Origin of the sequence: Neorhodopirellula pilleata, assembly GCF_007859915.1 — a bacterium.
Classification (GTDB): domain Bacteria; phylum Planctomycetota; class Planctomycetia; order Pirellulales; family Pirellulaceae; genus Rhodopirellula; species Rhodopirellula pilleata.
This window is the reverse complement of the sequence record NZ_SJPM01000005.1, coordinates 436,803-458,566: the sequence shown is the minus strand read 5'-3', so window position 1 is coordinate 458,566 and position 21,764 is coordinate 436,803. Positions and strand designations below refer to the sequence as shown.

Annotated in this window: 22 protein-coding genes; 5 read left to right on the top strand and 17 right to left on the bottom strand. The window is 55.7% G+C overall.

Translation table 11 applies throughout. From position 1 onward, the window contains the following. Window positions 1-438: 438 nt before the first annotated feature. From Pla100_RS14600 to Pla100_RS14575, 6 genes are all read right to left on the bottom strand, one after another. Window positions 439-2,004: a DUF1553 domain-containing protein gene (locus Pla100_RS14600; protein WP_146578426.1), complete on the bottom strand. Its 1,566-nt coding sequence runs from the start codon at window positions 2,002-2,004 to the stop codon at window positions 439-441. Between the two features lie 77 nt (window positions 2,005-2,081). After that, on the bottom strand, window positions 2,082-5,189 hold the full coding sequence (locus Pla100_RS14595; RefSeq protein ID WP_146578425.1) for an efflux RND transporter permease subunit: 3,108 nt from the start codon (window positions 5,187-5,189) through the stop codon (window positions 2,082-2,084). Continuing rightward, complete coding sequence (locus Pla100_RS14590; RefSeq protein ID WP_146578424.1) at window positions 5,186-6,568, bottom strand: efflux RND transporter periplasmic adaptor subunit; 1,383 nt, start codon at window positions 6,566-6,568, stop codon at window positions 5,186-5,188. The genes Pla100_RS14595 and Pla100_RS14590 overlap by 4 nt, the downstream gene beginning before the upstream one ends. Then, window positions 6,565-7,032: a hypothetical protein gene (locus Pla100_RS14585; RefSeq protein WP_146578423.1), complete on the bottom strand. Its 468-nt coding sequence runs from the start codon at window positions 7,030-7,032 to the stop codon at window positions 6,565-6,567. The genes Pla100_RS14590 and Pla100_RS14585 overlap by 4 nt, the downstream gene beginning before the upstream one ends. A gap of 10 nt (window positions 7,033-7,042) precedes the next feature. Continuing rightward, window positions 7,043-7,297: a hypothetical protein gene (locus tag Pla100_RS14580; RefSeq protein ID WP_146578422.1), complete on the bottom strand. Its 255-nt coding sequence runs from the start codon at window positions 7,295-7,297 to the stop codon at window positions 7,043-7,045. Further along, on the bottom strand, window positions 7,287-7,970 hold the full coding sequence (locus Pla100_RS14575; RefSeq protein ID WP_146578421.1) for an RNA polymerase sigma factor: 684 nt from the start codon (window positions 7,968-7,970) through the stop codon (window positions 7,287-7,289). The genes Pla100_RS14580 and Pla100_RS14575 overlap by 11 nt, the downstream gene beginning before the upstream one ends. Window positions 7,971-8,700: 730 nt before the next feature. On the opposite strand from Pla100_RS14575, the gene Pla100_RS14570 reads away from it, so the two are divergent. Further along, complete coding sequence (locus Pla100_RS14570) at window positions 8,701-9,090, top strand: hypothetical protein (RefSeq protein WP_146578420.1); 390 nt, start codon at window positions 8,701-8,703, stop codon at window positions 9,088-9,090. Window positions 9,091-9,503: 413 nt separating this feature from the next. Here Pla100_RS14570 and Pla100_RS14565 read toward each other — a convergent pair whose 3' ends face one another. Further along, window positions 9,504-10,646: a hypothetical protein gene (locus Pla100_RS14565; RefSeq protein WP_146578419.1), complete on the bottom strand. Its 1,143-nt coding sequence runs from the start codon at window positions 10,644-10,646 to the stop codon at window positions 9,504-9,506. On the opposite strand from Pla100_RS14565, the gene Pla100_RS14560 reads away from it, so the two are divergent. After that, window positions 10,555-11,175 carry an MT-A70 family methyltransferase gene (locus Pla100_RS14560; RefSeq protein ID WP_315853478.1) on the top strand — a complete coding sequence of 207 codons (621 nt, stop codon included), beginning with the start codon at window positions 10,555-10,557 and terminating at the stop codon, window positions 11,173-11,175. The two genes, Pla100_RS14565 and Pla100_RS14560, sit on opposite strands and share 92 nt — an antisense overlap. Window positions 11,176-11,189: 14 nt before the next feature. Next, a complete protein-coding gene (locus Pla100_RS14555; RefSeq protein WP_197167945.1) occupies window positions 11,190-11,450 on the top strand; it encodes a helix-turn-helix transcriptional regulator in 261 nt (86 codons plus the stop codon). A gap of 608 nt (window positions 11,451-12,058) precedes the next feature. Here the strand turns inward: Pla100_RS14555 and Pla100_RS14550 are convergent. Beyond that, window positions 12,059-12,775 carry a cobalamin B12-binding domain-containing protein gene (locus Pla100_RS14550; protein ID WP_197167944.1) on the bottom strand — a complete coding sequence of 239 codons (717 nt, stop codon included), beginning with the start codon at window positions 12,773-12,775 and terminating at the stop codon, window positions 12,059-12,061. 539 nt (window positions 12,776-13,314) lie between these two features. Between Pla100_RS14550 and Pla100_RS14545 the strand changes: the two genes are divergently transcribed. Both Pla100_RS14545 and Pla100_RS14540 read left to right on the top strand, forming a co-directional pair. Continuing rightward, window positions 13,315-13,887, top strand: coding sequence for a CheR family methyltransferase (locus Pla100_RS14545; protein ID WP_261344796.1), 573 nt, complete (start codon window positions 13,315-13,317; stop codon window positions 13,885-13,887). Window positions 13,888-13,940: 53 nt separating this feature from the next. Beyond that, window positions 13,941-14,399, top strand: coding sequence for a chemotaxis protein CheX (locus Pla100_RS14540; protein ID WP_146578414.1), 459 nt, complete (start codon window positions 13,941-13,943; stop codon window positions 14,397-14,399). Here Pla100_RS14540 and Pla100_RS14535 read toward each other — a convergent pair. From Pla100_RS14535 to Pla100_RS14490, 9 genes are all read right to left on the bottom strand, one after another. Then, window positions 14,396-14,617, bottom strand: coding sequence for a hypothetical protein (locus Pla100_RS14535; protein WP_146578413.1), 222 nt, complete (start codon window positions 14,615-14,617; stop codon window positions 14,396-14,398). The genes Pla100_RS14540 and Pla100_RS14535 overlap by 4 nt on opposite strands. Window positions 14,618-15,050: 433 nt before the next feature. Continuing rightward, window positions 15,051-15,323: a DNA-directed RNA polymerase subunit omega gene (locus Pla100_RS14525; protein ID WP_146578412.1), complete on the bottom strand. Its 273-nt coding sequence runs from the start codon at window positions 15,321-15,323 to the stop codon at window positions 15,051-15,053. After that, a complete protein-coding gene (gmk, locus tag Pla100_RS14520) occupies window positions 15,317-15,916 on the bottom strand; it encodes a guanylate kinase (RefSeq protein ID WP_146578411.1) in 600 nt (199 codons plus the stop codon). Before gmk ends, Pla100_RS14525 begins: the two co-directional genes overlap by 7 nt. Beyond that, the gene (locus Pla100_RS14515; RefSeq protein ID WP_231603058.1) at window positions 15,916-16,908 is read right to left on the bottom strand and encodes a YicC/YloC family endoribonuclease; all 993 of its coding nucleotides are present in this window, start codon (window positions 16,906-16,908) and stop codon (window positions 15,916-15,918) included. The genes gmk and Pla100_RS14515 overlap by 1 nt, the downstream gene beginning before the upstream one ends. A 51-nt stretch (window positions 16,909-16,959) precedes the next feature. Beyond that, window positions 16,960-17,502, bottom strand: a complete 543-nt coding sequence (gene secG, locus Pla100_RS14510) for a preprotein translocase subunit SecG (RefSeq protein ID WP_146578410.1) — start codon at window positions 17,500-17,502, stop codon at window positions 16,960-16,962. 71 nt (window positions 17,503-17,573) lie between these two features. Continuing rightward, complete coding sequence (gene tpiA / locus Pla100_RS14505) at window positions 17,574-18,335, bottom strand: triose-phosphate isomerase (RefSeq protein ID WP_146578409.1); 762 nt, start codon at window positions 18,333-18,335, stop codon at window positions 17,574-17,576. Then, window positions 18,332-19,450, bottom strand: coding sequence for a 3-deoxy-7-phosphoheptulonate synthase (aroF, locus tag Pla100_RS14500; protein ID WP_146578408.1), 1,119 nt, complete (start codon window positions 19,448-19,450; stop codon window positions 18,332-18,334). The genes tpiA and aroF overlap by 4 nt, the downstream gene beginning before the upstream one ends. A gap of 130 nt (window positions 19,451-19,580) precedes the next feature. Further along, entirely contained in the window at window positions 19,581-20,567 is a 987-nt protein-coding gene (locus Pla100_RS14495) for an ABC transporter permease subunit (protein ID WP_231603056.1), read from the bottom strand. Continuing rightward, entirely contained in the window at window positions 20,564-21,628 is a 1,065-nt protein-coding gene (locus Pla100_RS14490; RefSeq protein ID WP_146578407.1) for an ABC transporter ATP-binding protein, read from the bottom strand. Before Pla100_RS14490 ends, Pla100_RS14495 begins: the two co-directional genes overlap by 4 nt. Window positions 21,629-21,764 lie beyond the last annotated feature (136 nt).

The window sequence follows — 21,764 nt, the reverse complement described above, 5'->3', positions numbered from 1 at the left end:
TGTGCCAATCGCATGCGATCCCGCTTCGGCTTGGCTGATTCGGACTCCACGCGAATTCGGTCCAAAATGGAGTTCCACTTGAACATTCGATGTAAGGCAATCGACGTAACCTCTTGGTACGAAAGGCACCTAGCTCGACGAATTCCCGGTTCGGATAGCGACCGCCTCGGGGAGTTTCGAAAAACCGGATCACAATCCGAACCAAAAATCCCCCGGTCACAAGATGTTTGGTGGCCGAGGGATTTGTCATTTTCGACTAGAGAGAGAGCAATTCGGTTCGAGCCTCAACTCAATTCAGAGTCAGGCCGAGCATCCGAACCAAACCGGGGTCATCATCACGTTGAGGAGCGTTTCGGGCTTACTAGATTGTCTGCACTCCTTCGCCATAGAAGTGAAATTGCCCAACAATGTCGATTGGCGTACAGCGTGATTTTTCCCCTATGGGAGAAATACAAACTCAGCAGTATTGAGCAGTATCCAGACTGTTGTCTCGATTCCATCGTTGGTCGTGGATTGAAATTCGGGACGCAGGAGCTCCAGTTCCTCGGGTCGAGGTGGGCGCGTCAGCATTTGCTGATAGAGTGAACGAATGATCGCGGTGTTTGAGTCAAGCTCTCTCAAATGTGACCATAGTTGCGTTTCTGGATCGTTGAGCTGGCTCACAATGGATCCGTTTCGGAACTCAAGATGGAGCGGAATGCTGGATTCGCGACGACTGTTGTTGATTAGCTCGCGATCGCTCTGGCCCATCTCTCGCAATAAATGAGTCTCTGGGGAAGGATTGCCAAGCTCCGAGGCGCGTTTGATTCCAGCAGTCTTTTCCTGATGAGCAAGCGCTCGCTGAAAACGCTTGACAGCCGCAGCGTCGCCTGTGGCTTTTAGCCGTTTCAACTCGTTCTGAATCGCAGCATTTTTTTTGTCGTTTCGGGCCTGCGCCGCGATCTTGCCGGGCGTATCGTGAAAGAAGTGCTTGATGTAGCGATCCTTCAATTTTGGGAATTTGGTCGTTGCGATGCGAACGAGTGCCTGTCGTTGGTTGTGAAATCCAGTTTGCGCCATTTTGGCGGGACCGGGATCGTCGCCATTTCCTGTCAGTTCTGAAAACTTAGATAGGTCGCGATCGTTTTCGGCGAGCAGCTTATCAAGCCAGCGGCTGGCAGCGGCATCGTCTTTACTGGCAGCCAATTTATCAAATTCGCGTCGGTACTCGTACGTTTTCTCCGTTGCTGACGCGACCAGCTCGGCCACCGCTTCGGTGCGCTGTAAAATTGCTTCGCCATCATTCAATTGTCGCAGCGTGTTGTACGTATTCTTTTTGTATCGACTTCCCAAGGTTTCGCGTTTCTTTGCGATCGTACCATCAAAGTCCGCGCGGATCAGGATTCCCATGGAGTCCCAAATTTGCTCCGCACTCATCCGACGATGCCGAGGTCCGGGATAGAGGAATCGTTGCCCATCGCCAATTTCAAAGTTGACCGCCCTCCGCTGAAACAGTTCGGTGCGGTACAGAATCTTTTGAAACTTAATCAAGTCGTAGTTCACGTCACGCATGAGTTGCGTGAGGTATTGAAGTAATCGCTTGTCTCCTACGGCATCACCCGAATCCAGATCGTCCACCGGTTCGATTAAACCGATGCCCATCGCGCGCTTCCACAAGCGATTGGCAATGACTTTCGCAAAACGTGGATTTGAATCGCTCGTCATCCAAGCGGCATAGGCTGCCGAACGACTTGGGCCAACAGTGAGATCGACGGAATCGCCAAATGGAGTAGCTGGCTGCACGACCGACTTCGGATCGGCGTCGCTGTACTGGTAATCGTGGGGCAGTCGCAAGGGGTAATCGGTTTCGGCTGTCGCCGAGTTGCGGAACGCTTTGATAAACCGACCGAACGAACGATATCGTTTGCGGGCCGCCAGCCCACTACCGCAGGCGTACTTGATCTCAGTGTTTTCCAGAAATCGTTTAACGGCAAGCCGCAGGCGTCTGCGAGCAGCTGAAAACACTGACGCCTGCGGCTTGCCGTTAAACAAATAGTTGCACGCAAAAGTCCTGATGCGAACCTGGCGCTGTCCAGCTAATGCTAAGACAACCCGGAAACAGCCGCGTCGTTGGACACAAAGCCGAGGTCGGCCAACACGGCGTAGAGGCTGGGTACGACTAGCAAAACGAGAACTGTTGACGTCATGATGCCGAAGGCGATGCTGACGGCCATCGGAATCAGAACCTGTGCTTGCAGGCTGGTCTCGAAGATCAACGGAAGCAAACCAGCAACCGTGGTAAGTGACGTTAGCACGATGGCTCGGAAGCGTTCGCGGCTTGCAGAAGTCGCTGCCGAGAGAATGTCTGTGTTTTCTAACCGCCGCTCTTTTAAGAACAAGACCAGCAAGATGGAATCGTTGACGACGATGCCGGCAAGAGACGCGAAGCCGAGCGCGCTGGGCATGGTCATGTCGATGCCGACAATCACGTGTCCCCAAAGAACTCCGATCAAAGCAAACGGAATGGCAGCCATCACGACAAGCGGCTCGAAGTAGCTGCGAAACTGGAAACTAAGCAGCACAAAGACGCCTACCAAACCGATGGCGGCGCCGGTCGCGAGGGAAACGATGGTCGTGCGGGTCTCTTTGGTCTCACCACCGAAGTCGAATTGAACACTGGGAAATCGGTCGCGTAACGCATCGGCTTGTTCGTTGCGGAAACGAGCAACCAGTGCACTGCCGCTGGTGATACGGGAGTCGACGTCGCCGAACACGGTCACAGCGCGGCTCCGATCGACGCGACTGATGCGCGACCAACCGCGTGTCGACTGATGATCGGCAACGGTTGCCAGCGGTACCAGTTTGCCATCGGCAAGTGAGATTGGAAAAACATCGAGGTCACTGAGTCCATCGCGGTCGAGCCATTCCAAGCCGACGTTGATCGTTCGCGATTCATCGCCAAGCTGAACTTCACCGATATCCACGCCTTGAAACCCGGCTCGGACCTGTTCGGCCACAGAAGAGGTCGTCAGTCCCAGTGCCGTTGCACCAGTCGCCAATCGAAACTGGATTTCCGGCTTGCCCTTTCGCAAGTCGTCGGACAGGTTGCGGACACCTTTGAATTGCGAGAACCACGCGAGCGTCTCCGCGCTGGCGAGCTTTAACTCCGCCAAGTCGTTGCCTTTTAAACGCAGTTCAATCGGTCGTCCGGCGGGGCCAAACGAATCTGCCGAGATCGTGAGCAACAGCACATCGGCCAGCGAACCGACCTCCTGCTTCCATGCCGCGATCACGTCGTCGATTCGCGCCGTGCGTTGGTCGACCGTCAGCAGTTCGACGGTCATGGTCGCGACATGAGCCCCGGACTCGAACGCTTCGGTGTTGATTCCATATTCCAGCGTTCGGTTCTGAACCAGCGGCTGGCTTTCCGGCTGAGCAGGTTGCAGTTTTGAGTTCACCCGATCGAGACCGTTCGACAAGGCCAACATCACTGATTCCGTTCGCTCCAACGGAGTTCCGGCAGGCAAAACCACCCGCGCGACGACTGTGTCACCTTCGACTTGCGGGAATGGTAGAAACTTCAGCGTGCCGCTGGCGAGCAGCCCCATCGTTGCCAACAGAGTTCCAACGGTTAGCCCAAGTGTCAGATAGCGATGACTCACGGCTGCATCAACGAGTGTTCCGAAGACGCGTTCACGAAGGAATTCAAACGCAGCGTCAATGCGTCTGCGCCAGCGATTCGGTCTACTGACATCTCCGTGCTCGAGTGCGTGGCCCAAGTGTGCGGGCAGAATGAAAAACGCTTCAACCAAGCTGACCGTCAAAACGACAATCAACATCACTGGAATGACGCCTAAGACTTCGCCGATTCGCCCACTGATGAACGCCAAGGGTCCGAGCACACAGAGGGTGGTGATGAACGACGAGAAAACGCCAGCGGCAACTTCGGAAACGCCGTCGATCGCGGCCTGCAGGGCGGTCGCACCTCGGGATCGATGGGCGGCCACGTTTTCCGCGATCACGATTCCGTCGTCCATTAGAATGCCCAGCGCCAGCAGCATGCCCAACAGCGTGAACATGTTAATGCTCAGTCCAAGCAGCGGCATGAAGAAGATGGCCCCGAGGAATGAGACGGGCAAACTGGCGGCAACCCAGAAAGACAATCGCCAGTTGAAGAACAACCACAGCGTTGCGAAGACCAACACGAACCCTTGTCCGCCATTCTTTAGCAGCAAAGCCAGTCGATCTTGTACCAGTGACGAGCTATCGCCCGAGATCGTCAGCGTGATCATCGGATAGCGTTCCTGCTCTTGTTGGACAAATCGTCTGACTGCGTCCGCGACGCGAATGATATCGTCCGCCTTCGACTTGCGAACAACCAGCACTCCGGCACGCTGGCCATTGAGTAACGTTTTCTGTTCTTCGGCCGAAAAGGATTCCGTCACCGTGGCGATGTCGCCCAACAGAACCTCCGAACCGAACGCATTGCCGAGGACAACCAACTGTTTGAGATCGTTCAGCGTTCGACGTTCGTCTGCGAATCTTAGGAGAAGTTCCCGTTGATCACTTTTCAAGCCGCCTGCCGGTGAGTCGCTGTTCTGAGCACGAACGAGATCGGCGACTTGTTTAACAGTCAATCCGAAGCGGCGGATGGCTTCAATCGACAGCTCGACGCGAATTTGCCGTTCTGAAAAACCTGTGACGTCAACAAGGTCGACTTCAGGGATTTGGACTAAGCGACGTTTGATCGCCTCACAATGCGTCTTCAAATCGCCCGTCGATAGATCGCCTGTCACCAAAACAGTCAGCACCCGGTCGGTCTCGGCGATTTGCGAAACAATCGGCGTCTCCACGCTGGACGGAAAGTCATTAATGGCTTTGACCGCGGTCGCGATTTCGTCCTTAAACACGATCGAGTGGCCGCCCGTTGCCATCTCGACGGTGACTGCCCCGATGCCTTCACGGCAATCGGACACGATCTCCTTGACGAACTGGATTCCGTCGATCGCTTCCTCGATTTTGGTAACGACGGATTTTTCAACCTCTTCGGCAGAGGCTCCCGGATACATGGCCGAGACTTGCAGTTGGTTCGGCGTGATGTCCGGCAGCGTTTCACGTTTCAACTTGGGAATGGCAGTCAGTCCCAAAAACAGCAGCACGATCATCAGCAAGTTGGCTGCCGTGGGATGTCGCGTGAAATAAGCGATCACCGCAGCGGTTCCTCACCAGACGCTTCTCGCCGCAGGGTTGCCGCGAGAAAATAGTCGTCTTCGGCACGGATCAACTGCCCAACGATGGCGGGCGTGGGATCGGATACGACGAGAGTTTCGCCTACATTCAATCCGGAGCGTAGCACAACGCAATCCGATTGAGTCTGATCCACGGTGACGCCCCGACGCTGTAGGCGGCTATCGGCATCCAACACGAACACATGGTCATCATGCAGGGCCGATAGCGGGATCACGACCTGTTCTGCGATGACATCGCCGCGCAATTCCACTTCGCACATTGCGCCACTGAGCGGCGGTGGCCCAGTTTCATCGTCGTCGGCAGGGTTCTCAATCGCCACGACCAAGCTACCGTCGCGCGTCTGTCGATCCAGCTCTTCGCGAATCCGAACGAGGGTTCCTGAACGTTGATGCTCTTCGCCGGTAACAGAATAGCGAACCGTAACCTGCACATTAAAATAGCGAGTGATCGAGCGTTCATTGTCATCCATTGCTTGGGCGCGATCGCCTCGGCGCAAATTATCGTTGAAAAGGCGTCGCAATTGCGGGACTGGAATTTGGGCTTCGATTTCAAAGCGATCGGTTGTCTGCGCTACGAACAAGCGTTCTCCCGCAATAAGGTATTGGCCTTCTTCAAGATCGACAGGGCCAATGCGGCAGTCGAATGGCGCCACGATGGTGCAGCGTTCTAAGTCGCGGCGTTTTTCGTCAAGATTTGCGTTTGCGGATCGGATGTTGGCTTTCGCGGATGCAATCTGCACGGGGATCAGGTTCAGTTTGGTTTTCACCGATTGGACCATTTGCCGCTGTAAGATCACACTGCGGCGTACTGAGTCGACTTCTGCGGCGGAGGTTGCGTTCTTTGTGGCAAGCAACTTGGATCGTGAAAGATCGTTCTCGACCACAGCCAGCGATTCCTCCTCCAATGCGATGGCAGCCTGATAGTTTTGCTCGTTGACTTCCAGTTCCGCCAAGCTCGCATTGGCTCGTTCGATCTCCGCCTCCAACCGAGCGATCGCGATCTTGATATCCGTTTCGTCGATCCGCAACAGAGTGCTTCCAGCCGATACGAATGCGCCGGGCTTAAGCTGCGGATTCAATTCGGTGATTCGCCCTTTGACTTCGGCGACTGCTTCCCAAGTTCGGGCGGGTCGAGAATTTCCATAGCCGATTGCGCGTGGCACAAAAGGAATGCGGGCGACTTGCATGACACGCAGCGTTCGACTGACTTCTTCTTCGGGAACACGTTCCGCCCCGGTGCGCAGCTGTGCCGCAAAAATCAGCACTCCGATCCCGAGTAGGACGGGAGGAATGAACAGCAGACGCTTCCAAATGATTCGCTTCGGCGTGACGGTACTCATTCTGGATTGCCCACGTCACGTGCTGCGGGATCAGTCGGCAAGAAAGTTTTGCGGACCCAGTCGGCGGTTTCGTGCCACTGCTCGCGTTGGGCCGGATCGAGCACGTCAGCGATCTCTTGTTCCATCAGAGAGAACTCTTGCAAAATTCCGGGTGCTGAGGCGTCTCGCAGCGACGTAATATTTCCGTGGCGAAGGGTGACGATATCGCGTACTTTCGATGTCTGGTCGTCGCTCATGTTCATGCGGCTTTGCAGCTTGGCGGAAAGCTCTTCGGGAAAGACTTCCGGATTCTCCCGGTAGTGTTGCATACGCGACAGCATGTATTGCGATGCACCGACTGCACCGACACCAATGCCGCTGGCAAAGACCAACAGCAGAACGCAGACCTGCACCCAAGCCGGCAGAGCGCGACGCCAACGCTGCAATGGAATGGATTTCGATGATGATTGAGTTGATTCATTCATGCGATTGATTTCATAGCAGCCAGAAGCTGATCCATGGTTGAGTCATGGTGGTCAAACTTGGCAACAAGACGACCATCAACGATGCGGCCGTCGCGATCGTGATGCCACCGAAAATAAGTGGCGTTCGGTCAAACGGAATCGCGATGGAACGCATGTCGTGAATGCTGGACATCACCGAGTCGGTTACGTCGATCGCTGGCGGCGGAGCAGTTGAGCTGCGGGACGCAAGCTCTCGCAGCCATTGTTCGGAATGGTCAGGCGTCATGGTTCGTCTCCTCGATGTTGATTTCTTCCAACAGCCGCTTCAGTTTCTTTCGGGCTCGATGAGCTTGCACTTTCACCATCGTCTGCGTCCAACCCGCCAACTCAGCCGCTTCGGCTACAGTGCAGTCGTCCCAGTACAGCAGCGTCAACACCAGTCGATCGCGGTGCGACATCATTTCCAGCACCATATGCAGCCGATCATTCGCATCGGATGCGGTTTGGCAAGGCGTCTGCAAAGCCGCTTGCAAAGTCGGTTCGCTCAACAACGCATCGCGACGTTGTCGATCACGAGCTTGCGTTTTCCAAAGGCGATACCCAACGCGAACTGCAATTTTACGTAGCCAATGTTCAAACGGACTGCGATGACGAAACGCGTTCAAGCTCACAAACGCTTCGACAAAGACATCGTGAACCAGTTCTTCCACAACCGTTGGATCGCGACTGAAGCGTTGCATTTGCGTCGCAATCGTCGATTGGTATCGCTGAACAATGCGCCGGAACGCGTCGTCATCGCCACCTCTTGCTGCCGCAATTTCCTGACGTTCCTCCGCGACGACCAATGCGTCTGGTGTCGCGCCTGAATGAGGCAACGCCGCTGCCAGCACCAGCGTGAAGAAGCGATCCAGACTTTGATCCAGAGCGAAATAGTTCGGCGTTAGGGTTAGTGTTCTCATCTACTTGTCCGAGTCACCGACGGTGGCTTGCATTTCTATTGGCGTCACGACGCCGTCTCCGTTATTGATCGGGATACTAACTAGGTCTTCGTGATTATGAGAGCGTGATCCTTTCACTCTCCCTGTGGAAGGGTCGCGAGGAACGAGCGGGGAGGGGCGTCTCAGAGGGAGAGTGAAAAAACAGCCCGACCTCTCGCTCTCATTGTGCCGGGAATCGATTTAGCTCCTCGCAAAAAAGCTCTCTCCGAGACTGGAAACAACCGTTTCACTGCTCGCATCAGCCTCGGAGAGGATGACCTACGTGGTGGTGATCAGCGAGAAGTGTCTGATTTCCTACCAGAAACACCTCGCCCAGACATCAGTGGCCACGTTTCCTCGATTGGTTACAGGCCGCGTGGGAATTTTCCAAAGTTTATCGATCTCCGTTTCGCGAGCGTGGTCGCACTTCGCGGTTCGGTCCAAGCTCGTCGTAATTCTGACGAGTCCGGCCGCAGCTTTCGGCAACTGCAAAGCTGGTCCGAGGTCGAACTCAGAAATTTCAGAAGAGACCGTGTAACCAAACCGCCGCAACGAATCACTAGTGGTTCGAGACAGCTGAAAAGAAAGGCTGGCCGTAGTGGACGAGGTCACGAGTCCCTTTCCGATGCCGTCGTTTCTGGACTCGTGATCTCGTCCACTACGCAGCAGATCAGTTGTTTTGTTTCTACCACAATGTTTCAAGGAGAATTCGATGCGAACGAAGATCACGAGTTTCAATGGGATTGCGTTGGCACTGGTTGCAGCAGCCATCACCATGTCGTCCGACGCAAACGGACAGCAACCCACCGAAAAACCAGCCGCCGCAGGGCCTCCGGCATGGGTGCTTGATGCGTGGGCGACTGGCGAGGCTCCGACCCCGCCGACGTACGGACCGCCTGCGTGGGTTGTTGAAGCATGGCAAAGCGGCGAGCAGCCAAGTCGCCCGATGGGACCGCCGCCATGGATTGTCGCGCGTCAGGAATTCGCGAAGGAGCTTGGCCTTCCGGGGCCACCCGTCGAGGTTCTAGAGGCGTGGGAAAGCGGCGAAGGCTTCACTCTTCCCGGACCACCTGAGTTTGTGTTTGAACTGTTCGGGTTCTAACTGGACAGCGCCAGGTTCGCGTCGGGGAGTTTTCGTAACATGTGTCAGGGCTTCGTTTAACGGCAAGCCGCAGGCGTCTCCGAGCCGCTGAAAACACTGACGCCTGCGGCTTGCCGTTAAACGATTTCTGGAACACTGAGATCAAACAACCGTCCGACACATGGCGCTCTCCAACTAAGGCACGAGCCTGGGGACACAGGCACGAGCCTGGGGACACGACACTTTGCCAGCTCATCCGCATCTAGCTTGACAAAGCTACATCCCTGATTCAACAACAGTCGCCTGCACCGAAGCCTCGACAGCTTTGGTTTTGCCTCGCCTGGCGGCGTTTGCGATGAGAAAATCGCATGCCTCATCCACGATCGGCCTGTTGGGCCGATGAGCTGAAGTAAATAAGATGCTGATCCCGGACGTTAGTCCGTGACCGCGAATAGCTCGCGTGCCCGGCGACGCAAATGATAACGTCGATGAGTGCCGTGACTCCGCATGGAGTCGACACTGTCGGGGCTACCGGCAACGGTGCAGAACAGCTTGCCGAAGTCGCTGACCAACTCACACCAAGACGCTTGATCCAAACCGAGTCGCTGGAGAAGGGGCGGCACACTTGCGGGCGTCTTGCCGCGTTTGCCTGAGGCCGCCTGACGGGCCGTCCAGTCCAATAGTTCCAAGTAGTCCGCCAGCGACATCGCTAAAAATCCCTTGTCACTGCAACGCTCCGGCGTGGCACTGCCACACGGGCCGATCGGATCAAGCAGCTCGTCGATCGAAACAGGCGACAGAAACGAATCGCGACGATGCCGCAATTTCGCGATCGGTTCGGATCGCTCGCCCGTGGCTTCGTCGGGTGGCGTTTGGTGACGTGTCGCTTCGTCGGGTGGCGTTTCGTCGGGTGGCGTTTCGTGAACTTCTTCATGCTCGGCTTGGATTCGCCGCTGAGCCGAGGTGAAATCACTGTCTTCGATCCGCTCGCACATCGCCGCCCGAATCGGATTGAGATCCACATAGGCCGCACAAGCCAACACAGATGCCTCATCGGTGAGCCGCGTCGCCTTGTATCGATCCTGGAAGAAGCGACCGTGTTCTTCGTCCTCACGGTTGGCCCGCATTGCCACACGCTGGCACAGCAACCGCATCCACCAACTCAGATCACTCAAACGACGGCGAATCTCTTCACGCTTAACCGGACAACCGGCGATGGAGTTGATCTCCGGTTGGGTCGGTTCCATCGGCGACCCGTCCGCCTTGCGATGGTTGGGGCACAGCAACATCCACCTACGGGCGACTTCTTCATCGCTCCAAGTCGCAACGACGTCCGGTCGAGACCTAAGAATCAAATGAAAATGATTTGCTAGCAAACCATAGCAAAGCAGATCGATACCGAAATACGCGGCGAATTGCTGCAAATATTCCTCGATCCAGCGTTTGCGATGGTCGAAGTTCTTCCCAGAGACAGGATCATCGCCCATGAGAAAGCACCGTCTGACGGTACGGCTAAACACGTGTCCGACCGCGACTTCGCCCGGATCAAAGACTTCCGCTCGACTCATCCGTGCCATCACGCACCTCATTGGTTACCGATTCAGCAAGCTCAATGCCGTCATAGTTTCCGCTACAGGGCGCCAAGTCAATAGCCTCTGCGGTGCTATGTCCCCACGGTCCTCCCGTAGTATATCGCGACGAAAACCGAAAACCCAGCCTGACCCCGGCGGCAGCCCCGCCCTTCATCTGCACCTGTGGGCAACAAACGCTTTTTTGCGTGAGTCGTTTCAAGTCATGGAAGCCTGGGGCTTCACGTTCAAGTCTTGCCTGATTTGGATCAAGCCTCAACTTGGCATGGGCAACTATTGGCGTGTCTCACACGAATTCCTGCTGCCGGGCGTGCGTGGAAGTCTTCCGTTTGCGGACAAGTCTTGCCAGAGCGGGCTGTTGCACAAGCGGTCCCTTCACAGCCGAAAACCGTTTGCAATCCGCCAACTCATCGAACGGGTAAGCCCGGGTCCCTATCTCGAACTCTATGGTCGTGAGGAACAGCCAGATACGCCATGGACAGTCTACGGCAATCAAGTCGAGCGGCGACTCTTTTAAGGAGAACAACTGACATGACAACTGAGCAATCAAACCCAGACAGCCTCTTGACCGTCGCTGATGTGGCGAAATGGCTATGTGTATCGAGCAGTCTAATTTATCAGCTGGTTGAAGCTGGCAAGATTCCGGTGCTTCGCATTGGCAATGGTCGCGGTGCGATCCGATTTCGATCCGAAGACATTCAGTCCTATTTGGATGAATGTCGGAGTCAGCAGATCCCTGTGCAGCCGCAGCGAAAGACTCGTCCCCAACTCAAACACATTCAGCTTGAGTAACGGTTAACGAACCATCAGAGGCGACCGAAAGGCTCGCTGAAACGCCCTGCTCGGCTGCCACCGAGCAGGGCAATCTTACAACCAAAAGGCTAACTCGCTAATTGCCGGTCGCTTTCTTGGCTTGATCCCGCATGTGCTCGGGATTGTGTGACAAGTGTTGATAAACTCTCGCCAGCATGGCTGGGTCTTTGTGCCCCATCCCATCAACAGCGATGGATCTTTACCAACGATGTATCCCACTGCACTGCGAATTGCTATTACCGAAATGCAATGACACCGCGTAGCGAGGATGCGAGCGATTCAACGATTTCTTTAATCGAGGACGACTCACGAGCCTGAGCGTTCCTCCATCGAACTGGATGGCGGATATCTTGTTTTAGCCCAAACAAATCCAGTTGTTTTTCTTCACAGACTTAACACGACTTCAGAATTTCTTACCGCAAGAACGGTTTCGGAGCCAGAGGCAATCGCACATTACATGTTCCATCAACAACCTGCCGGATAATAGCGCATCTTATGCAGCAAGTTCTCAAACCGCAACCACGTTCCCTACCGGTCAGGTAGGCGAAATGACAGTGGACGATCAGTTCGCACATGAGATAGAGGCATCAAGTAAAGTTTTGAGCAGTTTCGGGTAGCTGAGTTTTCAAAGCAAAAAGTCCGCCTCCTCGATCAATTCGGTATCGTTTTCCGGACTGATCGGTTGTGTCGATCGCCTTGAGCGTGTCCTGTAGCTGCGATAGAGTTTCAACAAAGTGACACCAGTGCAGTGTCCGAATCACGCTTGGAGACAAACCACCGCCACCGATAAAAATCTTCGCATCGCACTTCAATAGATCTTTCATTTCGGTATGCGCTTGCAAGATCGTTTCGTTGTCATGAAAGTGAGTGTGGCTCACCCAGATAACTTGGGGTTGAAAATGGTTGGCGGCATCAGCCATCGCTTGGGATGGCACGTTGGAGCCTAGGTCGATCGCCTGTCCGCCAACTGATCTAATCGTAAGGGCGACCAATTTCGATGAAATCGAATCCTCGCCTGGCTTAAGACATCCACCGACAGCCAGGAACTTCGGTGTAGCTGGCCATGGCATCTGCTCGGAAATACGATCCAGAGCTGTCAAAATGGTGCCTGAGCAAATTCGCTCCTGGTAAATGCCGATCTTTGACTCTTGCCAATAGGTGCCAACCTTCCATAAGACTGGCACAAGCTTGCTCTCCAAAACCTGAACCAAGTCATGCGGCGTGTTCAAGTCGTTGAGGATGCTCGCCACGACCCTCGTCACGCGACCATGGAGAAGGTCGTCGAGCAGTTTTTCCGAGACCACCGCACACGATTCAATCCTAGGCGAAGCGTTTGGCTCTGTCTTCCAAATCTTTCGCGACAAATTCACCAGAGCTTGATGCGAGAGACGCCGATGTCCGCCAGGCGTCCGTTGAAAGTCAACCGCCTGAGACTCACAGAGTCGCTTGAATGTCGAAACGCTGACGCGAAGGAACCGCGCAGCCTGCTGCGTGGAATAACTCCTTTCCATCGATTGTGACCGGTCTTGTGCCCATCGCCGCCCCTTCTTCAGGGCTGACGACCGTTTGTTTATCGGAGCACTTCCGCCCAAATCCAATCGATTGCCCACGATTGTGCTCTTGGAATAGATAATGCCCCTCCGCTGAAGCTGTCTATCGACGAGTAGGTGGCTATCGGCACAGCCGCAAGGCTGAAGAAGAAGCGATTTACTAAGTCATCTGATGGATCTCAGGAGTGTTCGGATTATACAGCCGAAAAGCGTGAACGGTTTGGACGCTTCAGCGGGCCAGCAAAAGCGTCCAAGGCGATGCTTAAAGAAGGCAAATCGACCATCCCTTCAATTTGCTCAAGACAACGATCATCCCGGAGATGATGGAAAAGCGAAAGAAGGAACGCAAACTGACGATCTGGTCTAACGCATGTTCGAGTGGCCAAGAGCCCTACACGATCGCGATGTTGCTTTTGGATTCGTTTCCAGAACTTCGGAACTGGAACGTCACCATCCACGCAACGGATCTGTCGAATCAAATTCTGACGAAGGCACGTTCCGGGATATACAACCAAACGGAAGTGAACCGTGGTCTGCCCATGCAATTGCTGATGAAGTACTTCGTTCGTGATGGCATGCAGTGGAAGATCAAGGACGACATCCGGGACATGATTCAGTTTTCTGAACTGAATCTGATCGAACGATTCCCTCGTCAATTCCAAGGTTTGGACATCGTCTTCTTGCGGAACGTGCTGATCTACTTCTGTCCTGAGACCAAGACTGACATTCTGAACCGCGTTGACTCAAGTATTGCTAGCGACGGTTGCCTGTTCTTAGGCGGCTCTGAGTCCATGATGAACATTTGCGATCGCTTTGACCGCGAATTAATCAATAAAGCCGTCTTCTACCGTCCTAAGTCCAACTGAACCCTTTTGTCCGGCTGAGACTCCGTTCCACCATTTCTATTGCGAGTAATCCCATGATCGAAACAGAAAATATTTTCGAAATCACTCACTCCGTTTTCTCCACGATGCTTGACCTCCAATGCGAGATGGGCGAACAGACCGACGAGGCGAATACAGAGTCACTCAACACCGATCATGTCGTCGGATGCATTCACATCAGTGGCGGATGGAACGGTGTGATTCAGTTAATGCTCACCGCGGAATCGGCAGCCAAAGCCGCGACTCAGATGCTTCAAGTCGCCACAGAGGACGTGACCCATGACGACATCATCGATACGGTGTCTGAGCTGACGAACATGGTCGGAGGCGGCATCAAAGGCGTGCTTCCCGGTCCCAGTTCGCTGTCGTTGCCCAGCCTAACCTCCGGCGACGACTTCAATATCCGCATCCCGGGTGCAGCACTGGTGCAGTCAGTTGGCTTTCAGTGCGAAGGTCAACCTATGAGAATCTTATTGCACCAGAGCGTCGCCTAGTCCTCAATCAAGCGAAGCTTGATTTGCGATTTATTTAGAAAACTCGAAAACCCTCGGCGTTTTACGCGTGTATTGCAGGTTACTAAGACTTCAATCCACGCACGCAAACGAGGGTTTCGAGTGAACGCCAGCTTGCCACGTTTACCGGTGGCTACCTTGGCAAAGGTTTCGCGTTCTTCGTCTGTCAGCTTGATACGATAGAGCTTGCGGTTTGACATTCGACCGTCCGTGGTCTCGGGGGAAGAGGGGCTTAAAGACCTTTTTCTACCCGAAAACCAAGCTGCGATGGAATACTAGTGCCTCTACCACATTTGACTTTAGGGTGTCAACAAAGTGGCTCGACGGTCCTCCGTCGAGAATCACGGTGGGGGACCACCGTGCCACGATGATGGGCACACTAAAATCAAGTTGGAGCAAAGCACTAGGTACGGATGGTGTAGAGTTAACCGCCGCTAACGGGCTGTCGATTTAATTAGCCGTACCGCGTTAGCGGCGGTTCCCGCGACCGTTAACCGGGGCTAACGCCCGTCGGCTAATTGTTGTCACTCGGTATACGATTAAACCGACAGCCCGCTAACGCGGTACGGCTAATTCATTCAACACGCCGTTGGCGACTTTCGCGACGGGATGACCGTTCGCGATGAGAGGACCTTATAGGTCCGACGCGTCCAGTTCGGGGGCTTCGGCGGCGGCGATGATCGCATCCAAGTCGTCGGACATCTCGATTTCGTTGTCCAAGTTCAAAAAGATCTTGTCCTGCACGATCTCTTGCAACACGATCGACATCTTGTCGTGGGTATCGATGTTGACGAGCGCACGGCTGCCTTGATTCAACTGGACCAAGCGTTTTTGGATCAACGTGCTCAGCTTAAAACGTCCGCCGACTTTGTTGACGATTTCTTCTTCTTTGAGTTCTTCTAACACGCAGCGTGTTCCTTGTGAGATTGTTTCAAGACTTGGCAAATCTCGTCGACCGCTTGGTCGACGGATTGATTGATAATTTCGTGTTGGTACCGATCAAGAAAACGCATTTCTTGACCAGCCGCTCGCAACCGCGACTCGATGGCAGCTTCGGATTCGGTGCCACGGTCCCGGAGTCTTCGTTCCAGCTCTTCCATGCTGCCTGGATGGATGAAAATCGACACCGGTTCGTATCGCTCGTCTGCCATCACCGACATCGCACCCTGCACATCGATCTCTAAAATTACCCACTTCCCGGCGTTTAGGCCAGTGGCAACTTGATCGGCGAGCGTCCCGTACCAATGCCCGAGGCTGAAAACCTGTTTGCATTCGAGGAATTCACCGGCCGTCCGCTTCGCCTCGAATTCCGCCGGGCTCAAAAAGAAATACTCGCGGCCGTGGACTTCGCCAGCCCGTGGAGCCCGTGTCGTCGCCGACACCGAGAACGCCAACGGAACCTCGCAACGTTTCCGAAGCTCGCGCACCACCGTCGATTTCCCCGAACCACTGGGGCCGGAAATGATGACGAGTCGACCAGGGTGGGGGTTGTTGGACATCACTCTAGATTTTGCACCAATTCTCGCATCCGCTCGATCGCACACTTGATCTCAACGACGTGCTGGGCGATCTCCGCATTGCCCGCCTTGCTGCCGATCGTGTTCGTCTCACGAAACATCTCTTGAATAATGAAGTCTAGCTTACGGCCGACCGCATCCGTGCCAGATTTTACCGATCCGCCGGAATTCGCCCCCACTGTGCTGGGGTTTCCCTCGAGCACGTTGGTAAACAGCGTCACATGACTGGCCAACCGCGTGATCTCTTCGCTAATGTCACTACGATCGGCAAACAACTGGACTTCGCGAATGATGTCGATTCTGTCCGCTTCGATGCGATGCTCGGCCAGGGTCTTTTCCACCCGCTCGAGCAAACGGTCCCGGTATCGGTCGATCACGCTTGGCGCGAGCGTTTCAATTGCTGCGGAACGCTCGGCAACGATGGCCAAGTCGGACGTCAACGCCTTGGCCATTTCGACAGCCTCGTGATGCCGCATCTCGTTAAATCGCTCGATCGCCGTTTGCATTCCGTCACGAAGCAGTTGTTGGCGGGCAGTTGTCTCGGCTTGCCCTTCGTCGCCTTCGGCGTCGGTTTCGCGAGAATTCAACACGCCGGGAACGCTCAACAGGTTCGTTAGCTCAAGCGTGCTGGCCACCGTACCGCCGTTACCCTCGGAATTCGCGTAGTCCTGGGCCACCTTGCCCAGTTGCATGACATACGACAGCGCGGCTGCGTGATTGATCCTAGGAAGATCCTCTCCCGGAGCCGGTCGGAGCGATGCGTGCACGGTGACCGTACCACGCTGAACCACCCCAGCGACCTGCTTGTTGATCTCCGACTCGTGAGCGGACAACGCGTCGTTGGTCCGCAAGACCACCTTCAGCCCTCGGTTGTTGACCGATCGCATCTCGACGACCAACACACCGGCTTGGCCGCGCACTTCGCAGCGCCCTTGACCGGTCATGCTGCGGAGGTGCGGGTAGTTGGAAGGCATAGAAAGAGAGAAGCGAGAAGCGAGTGGCGAGTGGCGAGTGGCGGGTACTGCCTATTCAGGGGTCTTTTCGGTTGCGGCTTCTTCTGGCTTAGGGGCGTCGGCTTTGGGTTCTTCGGTTTTTGGTTCTTCTGAAGCGGGGTCGGCTTCCTTCATTTCCGCTTCGGTTCCTTCGGCGGGGGTCAGTTCGACGTCCGAGTCGTTTTCTTTTTCTTCGTCCATTGTCGGTACGACCAGGCCGCTGGCGATGTCTTCGACGTCGCCGTCGGTGGGGCCGGCCGAAATGTCCGATCCGTCGTTTCGATCAGCGACAGCCGGGGCGTGCATTCCGAGCAACCACATTGCGAAGGCACACACGAGAATCCAAACACCCGCCACGCCGACGGTCACGACCGTGAACGTATCGCCCGCTTTGCTACCGAAAGCACTCTGTCCACCGGGACCGCCCAGAGCACCGCTGAGCCCGCCGCCGCGTCCGCGTTGAACCAAGATCAACAAAATCAAGAACAGCGACAAGAACGCCATCAACATCCCCAAGACCATTCCGGCAAAGGAGGCGAGCGGCAAAGCAGAGGATAAGTCGAGAGCAATCAACATGGTCAGGGCAGTCCGTTAAAAAGTGGTTTGGGTAGGAACCGGTAGGTTGAATGGGAATGAAGGGATCGGCTTTAGTTTTGACCTGCAGCAATGATCGCGGCAAAGTCTTCGACCTTCAAACTCGCTCCGCCCACCAACGCTCCGTCGATGTTCGGTTGGGCGAGCAGTTCTTCGGCGTTGTTCGGCTTTACACTGCCGCCGTATTGAATGCGAATTTGCTCTGCGACGCTCGGTGAGAACATTTGGCTCAGCAGTTCGCGAATGAACGCGTGAACCGCTTCGGCTTGCTCTTTCGACGCGGTCTTGCCGGTGCCGATTGCCCAAACGGGCTCGTAGGCGATGACGATTCCCGCCGCGCGGACTTCGTCGAGCCCTTCGAGTGAACCGCGAACCTGGGTTTCGATCACCGACTCGGTCTCGTTCGCTTCGCGTTGATCCAGCGTTTCACCCACGCACACGATCGGGACCAGATTACCGGCCAAGGCCGCGTGCAATTTTTTGCTGACGTCGGCGTCGGTTTCGCCCATCAACTGTCGGCGTTCGCTGTGACCAAGAATCACAAACCGGCATCCCACGTCGGTCAACATGGCCGCGTTGAGTTCGCCCGTGAAGGCTCCGTCGTCGCTCGGGTACAGGTTTTGCGCGCCGACTTCGACGGGCGTTCCGGCGGTGGCTTCGGCGACGACATGCAGATAAACCGCCGGCGGACACAGGGCGACTTCGACGGACGACGAATTGCCCACGGCATCGACGATGCATTTGGCGAGCGCGGCGGCCGAAGCGGCACGCGTATTCATTTTCCAGTTTCCGGCAATTAAGATTCGACGACTCACGCGAGGGCCTCGGTCGGGGGTTTGGGAGGTAGGTTGGAATTCGACGCACCCGAAGGTGCCCCCGATCCGGCGGACGATCCGGACGTCGGGGATGGACGCGGGGAGACGGTCTTGCCGAGCAAGTCGGCCATCAATCGCATCCGCTGAGCGATCTCTTGGTATTGTTCGGGCAGGAGCGCCTGCGGCCCGTCACTCTTGGCTTCTTCGGGGCAATCGTGGACTTCGATGTGCACCCCATCGGCCCCGGCGGCGAGTCCGGCGAGAGCACACGGAGGAATTAAATCAGGTCGCCCCGTCGCGTGCGATGGGTCGACGATGATCGGCAAATGCGTCAGCCCCTGAACGACAGGTACGGCGGCGACGTCGAACAGGTTTCGAGTCGACGGATCGAAGCTCTTGATCCCCCGCTCACATAGAACGACGTCAGGGTTGCCTTCGGATAAAACGTATTCGGCGCTCATCAACAGGTCGGTGATCGTGGCGCTCATGCCGCGTTTGAGCAGGACTGGACGGTGCGACTTGCCGACTTCGGTCAAGAGCACAAAGTTTTGCATGTTCCGAGCACCGACCTGCAACATGTCGGCGTACTGAGCGACCAATTCGACGTTTCGCGGATCGGTCACTTCGGTCACGACCGGAATGCCAAACTTGTCGCCGACCTGACGGAGAATTTCCAGGCCCGCTTCGCCGAGCCCTTGAAACGCGTACGGGCTCGTTCGCGGCTTGTATGCCCCGCCACGGAACAGATTCGCCCCCGACTCGCAAACGCTTTCGGCGATTCGGTACATCCGGTCGCGGTCTTCGACGCTGCAAGGCCCGGCTATCATCGCCAAATGACCGCCGCCGATCTGGACACCCGAAACGTTGATAATGCTCGATTCGGGGTGCGCCTCTCGGGAGGCCAACTTAAAGGGCGGCAAAACGGGGATCACCTGAGAAACACCAGGGATCGACGAGAGTGTCTCCTGGCTGAGTTGCGATTCGTCGCCGATCAATCCAATGATCGTGCGATACGTCCCCCGGCTGAGATGCGATTGCAGCCCCATCGACTCGACGCGCGCGAGGACGTGGTCGATTTGCTCGTTCGTCGCACCGTTTTTGAGGATCAGGATCAAGGCCAAGCCTGCCGAAAATCGCGTCGGGAAGGTTCCGGGGAGAGAGTTCGCCGGTTTTGGCGAGCAAATAATGTAGCAGTTGGCCCGTCCCGGCGGTAGGCAGGGTTGCGACATGGGGCCCACAAGATCCCTACAAGGGAGCCGGCAAATCACGTCGGTTGAATTGGACCACCGCCACCCCGAAGGCAATCGTGCCGAGCGCGAACAAGATCAACGGATAAGCCAGCGGCGGTAACGCCCCCGGCTCGATCGGTACCGAAAGACTCCACGGCGACCAAAGATCGCCCTCCCGAACCAGCGACGTCATCTTTTGGGGCTTGTAGCAATTAAAAAATGCCATCCGCTGCAGCCACGACAACGAGTCCGCCGCCTTACCGAGTCCGTACATCACCAACTCGATCACGTAGACGGTCATCACCGCCCCGATCGTTCGCCAGCGATAACGGTCGAACGCGCTGAAACAACTGCTCAATCCCAACAAAAAATAGCCGAAACAAAACAGGTGAAACACCGACGCCGTGTAAGTGCGAATGTCGACCCGGTCGCTCATCGGGAACGAGACCTCGACCGGTTCGCTGTCGTCCAACGGCACCCGGATATTGGTGAACGGGATCTGCATCGACGGTGGTTGGATCGTTTCAGTCAGGATCGTTCGCTGGACCCCGATCGCAACCCCACCCCACAACACCAAACACAACAATAACAATCCGCCGACACTGACGACGGCGTGCGACATCAAGTACCGCGTGCGACTGATCGGTTGGCTGAGCAACATCTCCAGCGTCCCTCGGGCGAGCTCACCGCTAACGACATCACTACCACGAGCGATGCACCAAATCACCGTACACAAAATCACGATCGGTTCATCGAACGTCATCCCCACGCGGCCGGAGTAAGTGAACAATGCCTCAAACTCGATCGGTGCGAACTTCTCGTAGTCACGGAACTGTTCCAAGATCGTTTGAAATTGGCTCATGTCGAGCAACTTGACCACCCACACCCGCACCCACCCGAACGCGAATAGGGCGATCGCCAAGAACACGAACAACAACGAGGACTGACCGATGAATTTTCGGATCATCATGCGGTCGACGCCAATGTCTCGGATCGCAATCATGACACCTCTCCCATTTGATCTGAGGTCACGTCGGGAGAATCGTAAGGGCCGGTCGCCTCAGCCACCGGGACCGCACGGTGCACCGATTGGTAAACCGTGTGCAGACCCAACGGTTCGATCCGAACTTGATGAACCGGCAACGACGCCAACCAACTTAGCGCCGGTCCCAAGTCGCCCGCCGTGTCGATTCGCACTTGCCGTCCGACGATCGAAACGCGTTCGATCCGATCGGCCAGGATTTCCGGAATCTTGCCCAACGGTTCATCCGTATCGCTACCGTCGGTTTCCTCGTCGTTTAAAACCGCTGTCACCCGATGTCGTTGAAACAATTCCTGCATCGTCAAACGTCTGACCAATTCCCCGCGACGTAGGAACGCCACCCGGTCGCAAGTTTGCTCGATCTCGCTAAGCACGTGCGAGGAAAACATCACCGTGCGGCCTTCGTCTCGCTGCGTCAGGACCAAGTTCAAGACCTCGCCGCGGACGGTCGGGTCCAAGTTCGCGGTCGGTTCGTCAAGAATCAGCAGCGGCGTGCGAGGACCGAAAACGACCGCCAACGCTAACTTTTGTCGCATCCCGGTCGACATGAACGCGACCCTCCGCGACAAGTCCAATTCCAATCGCTCGGCCACCTCGAGGGATCGTTTCAAGTCGCCGAGCGGATGCATTTGAGCAAAGAATTTCAACAATCCGTCACCCCGCATGTGACGCGGCAATCTCGCATCGCCGGGAAGGTAGGCCACGCCCCGGCGGACGGCGACGGAATCGATTTCCGGATTCTTTCCGACGACTTCACACGAACCTGACGTGACGTGCAAGTATCCCAGTAACAACCGAATCAAGGTCGACTTGCCGGCACCGTTGGGGCCGAGCAATCCAAAGATTTCTCCAGCCCGGACCTCCAAGTTGCACCGATCCAACGCCAGGAAATTCCCATATCGCTTCGTCAGGTCGCGGGTCCGCACGATCAAGTCCGCCGGATCATGAGACGTTGCCCCGTTCGATTCCGATTCGTTGGAAGAAGTCCCTTTGAAAGGCGGTGGCGGGAAGGGGCGTTCCATGGAGGCGATCGGTGTGTACCCGAAAAAACAGAAAGACGAGCGATTGAAAAAGTGAGAAGTTTAACGAAGCCGACTCGACGCTTCCAAAAACCAGCCGTCATTGATAGCTTGTCGCCGCGACGGATCATACCCGGCC

Excerpts from the sequence above, each read along its gene's own strand:
- Pla100_RS14540 (WP_146578414.1), top strand. The coding sequence starts at position 13,941 with ATGATCGAAACAGAAAATATTTTCGAAATCACTCACTCCGTTTTCTCC.
- Pla100_RS14515 (WP_231603058.1), bottom strand. The coding sequence starts at position 16,908 with ATGCCTTCCAACTACCCGCACCTCCGCAGCATGACCGGTCAAGGGCGC.
- Pla100_RS14490 (WP_146578407.1), bottom strand. The coding sequence starts at position 21,628 with ATGGAACGCCCCTTCCCGCCACCGCCTTTCAAAGGGACTTCTTCCAAC.
- Pla100_RS14555 (WP_197167945.1), top strand. The coding sequence starts at position 11,190 with ATGACAACTGAGCAATCAAACCCAGACAGCCTCTTGACCGTCGCTGAT.
- Pla100_RS14590 (WP_146578424.1), bottom strand. The coding sequence starts at position 6,568 with ATGAGTACCGTCACGCCGAAGCGAATCATTTGGAAGCGTCTGCTGTTC.
- gmk (WP_146578411.1), bottom strand. The coding sequence starts at position 15,916 with ATGTCCAACAACCCCCACCCTGGTCGACTCGTCATCATTTCCGGCCCC.
- Pla100_RS14560 (WP_315853478.1), top strand. The coding sequence starts at position 10,555 with ATGAGAAAGCACCGTCTGACGGTACGGCTAAACACGTGTCCGACCGCG.
- Pla100_RS14575 (WP_146578421.1), bottom strand. The coding sequence starts at position 7,970 with ATGAGAACACTAACCCTAACGCCGAACTATTTCGCTCTGGATCAAAGT.
- Pla100_RS14585 (WP_146578423.1), bottom strand. The coding sequence starts at position 7,032 with ATGAATGAATCAACTCAATCATCATCGAAATCCATTCCATTGCAGCGT.
- secG (WP_146578410.1), bottom strand. The coding sequence starts at position 17,502 with ATGTTGATTGCTCTCGACTTATCCTCTGCTTTGCCGCTCGCCTCCTTT.
- Pla100_RS14495 (WP_231603056.1), bottom strand. The coding sequence starts at position 20,567 with ATGATTGCGATCCGAGACATTGGCGTCGACCGCATGATGATCCGAAAA.
- Pla100_RS14580 (WP_146578422.1), bottom strand. The coding sequence starts at position 7,297 with ATGACGCCTGACCATTCCGAACAATGGCTGCGAGAGCTTGCGTCCCGC.
- Pla100_RS14535 (WP_146578413.1), bottom strand. The coding sequence starts at position 14,617 with ATGTCAAACCGCAAGCTCTATCGTATCAAGCTGACAGACGAAGAACGC.
- Pla100_RS14570 (WP_146578420.1), top strand. The coding sequence starts at position 8,701 with ATGCGAACGAAGATCACGAGTTTCAATGGGATTGCGTTGGCACTGGTT.
- Pla100_RS14565 (WP_146578419.1), bottom strand. The coding sequence starts at position 10,646 with ATGGCACGGATGAGTCGAGCGGAAGTCTTTGATCCGGGCGAAGTCGCG.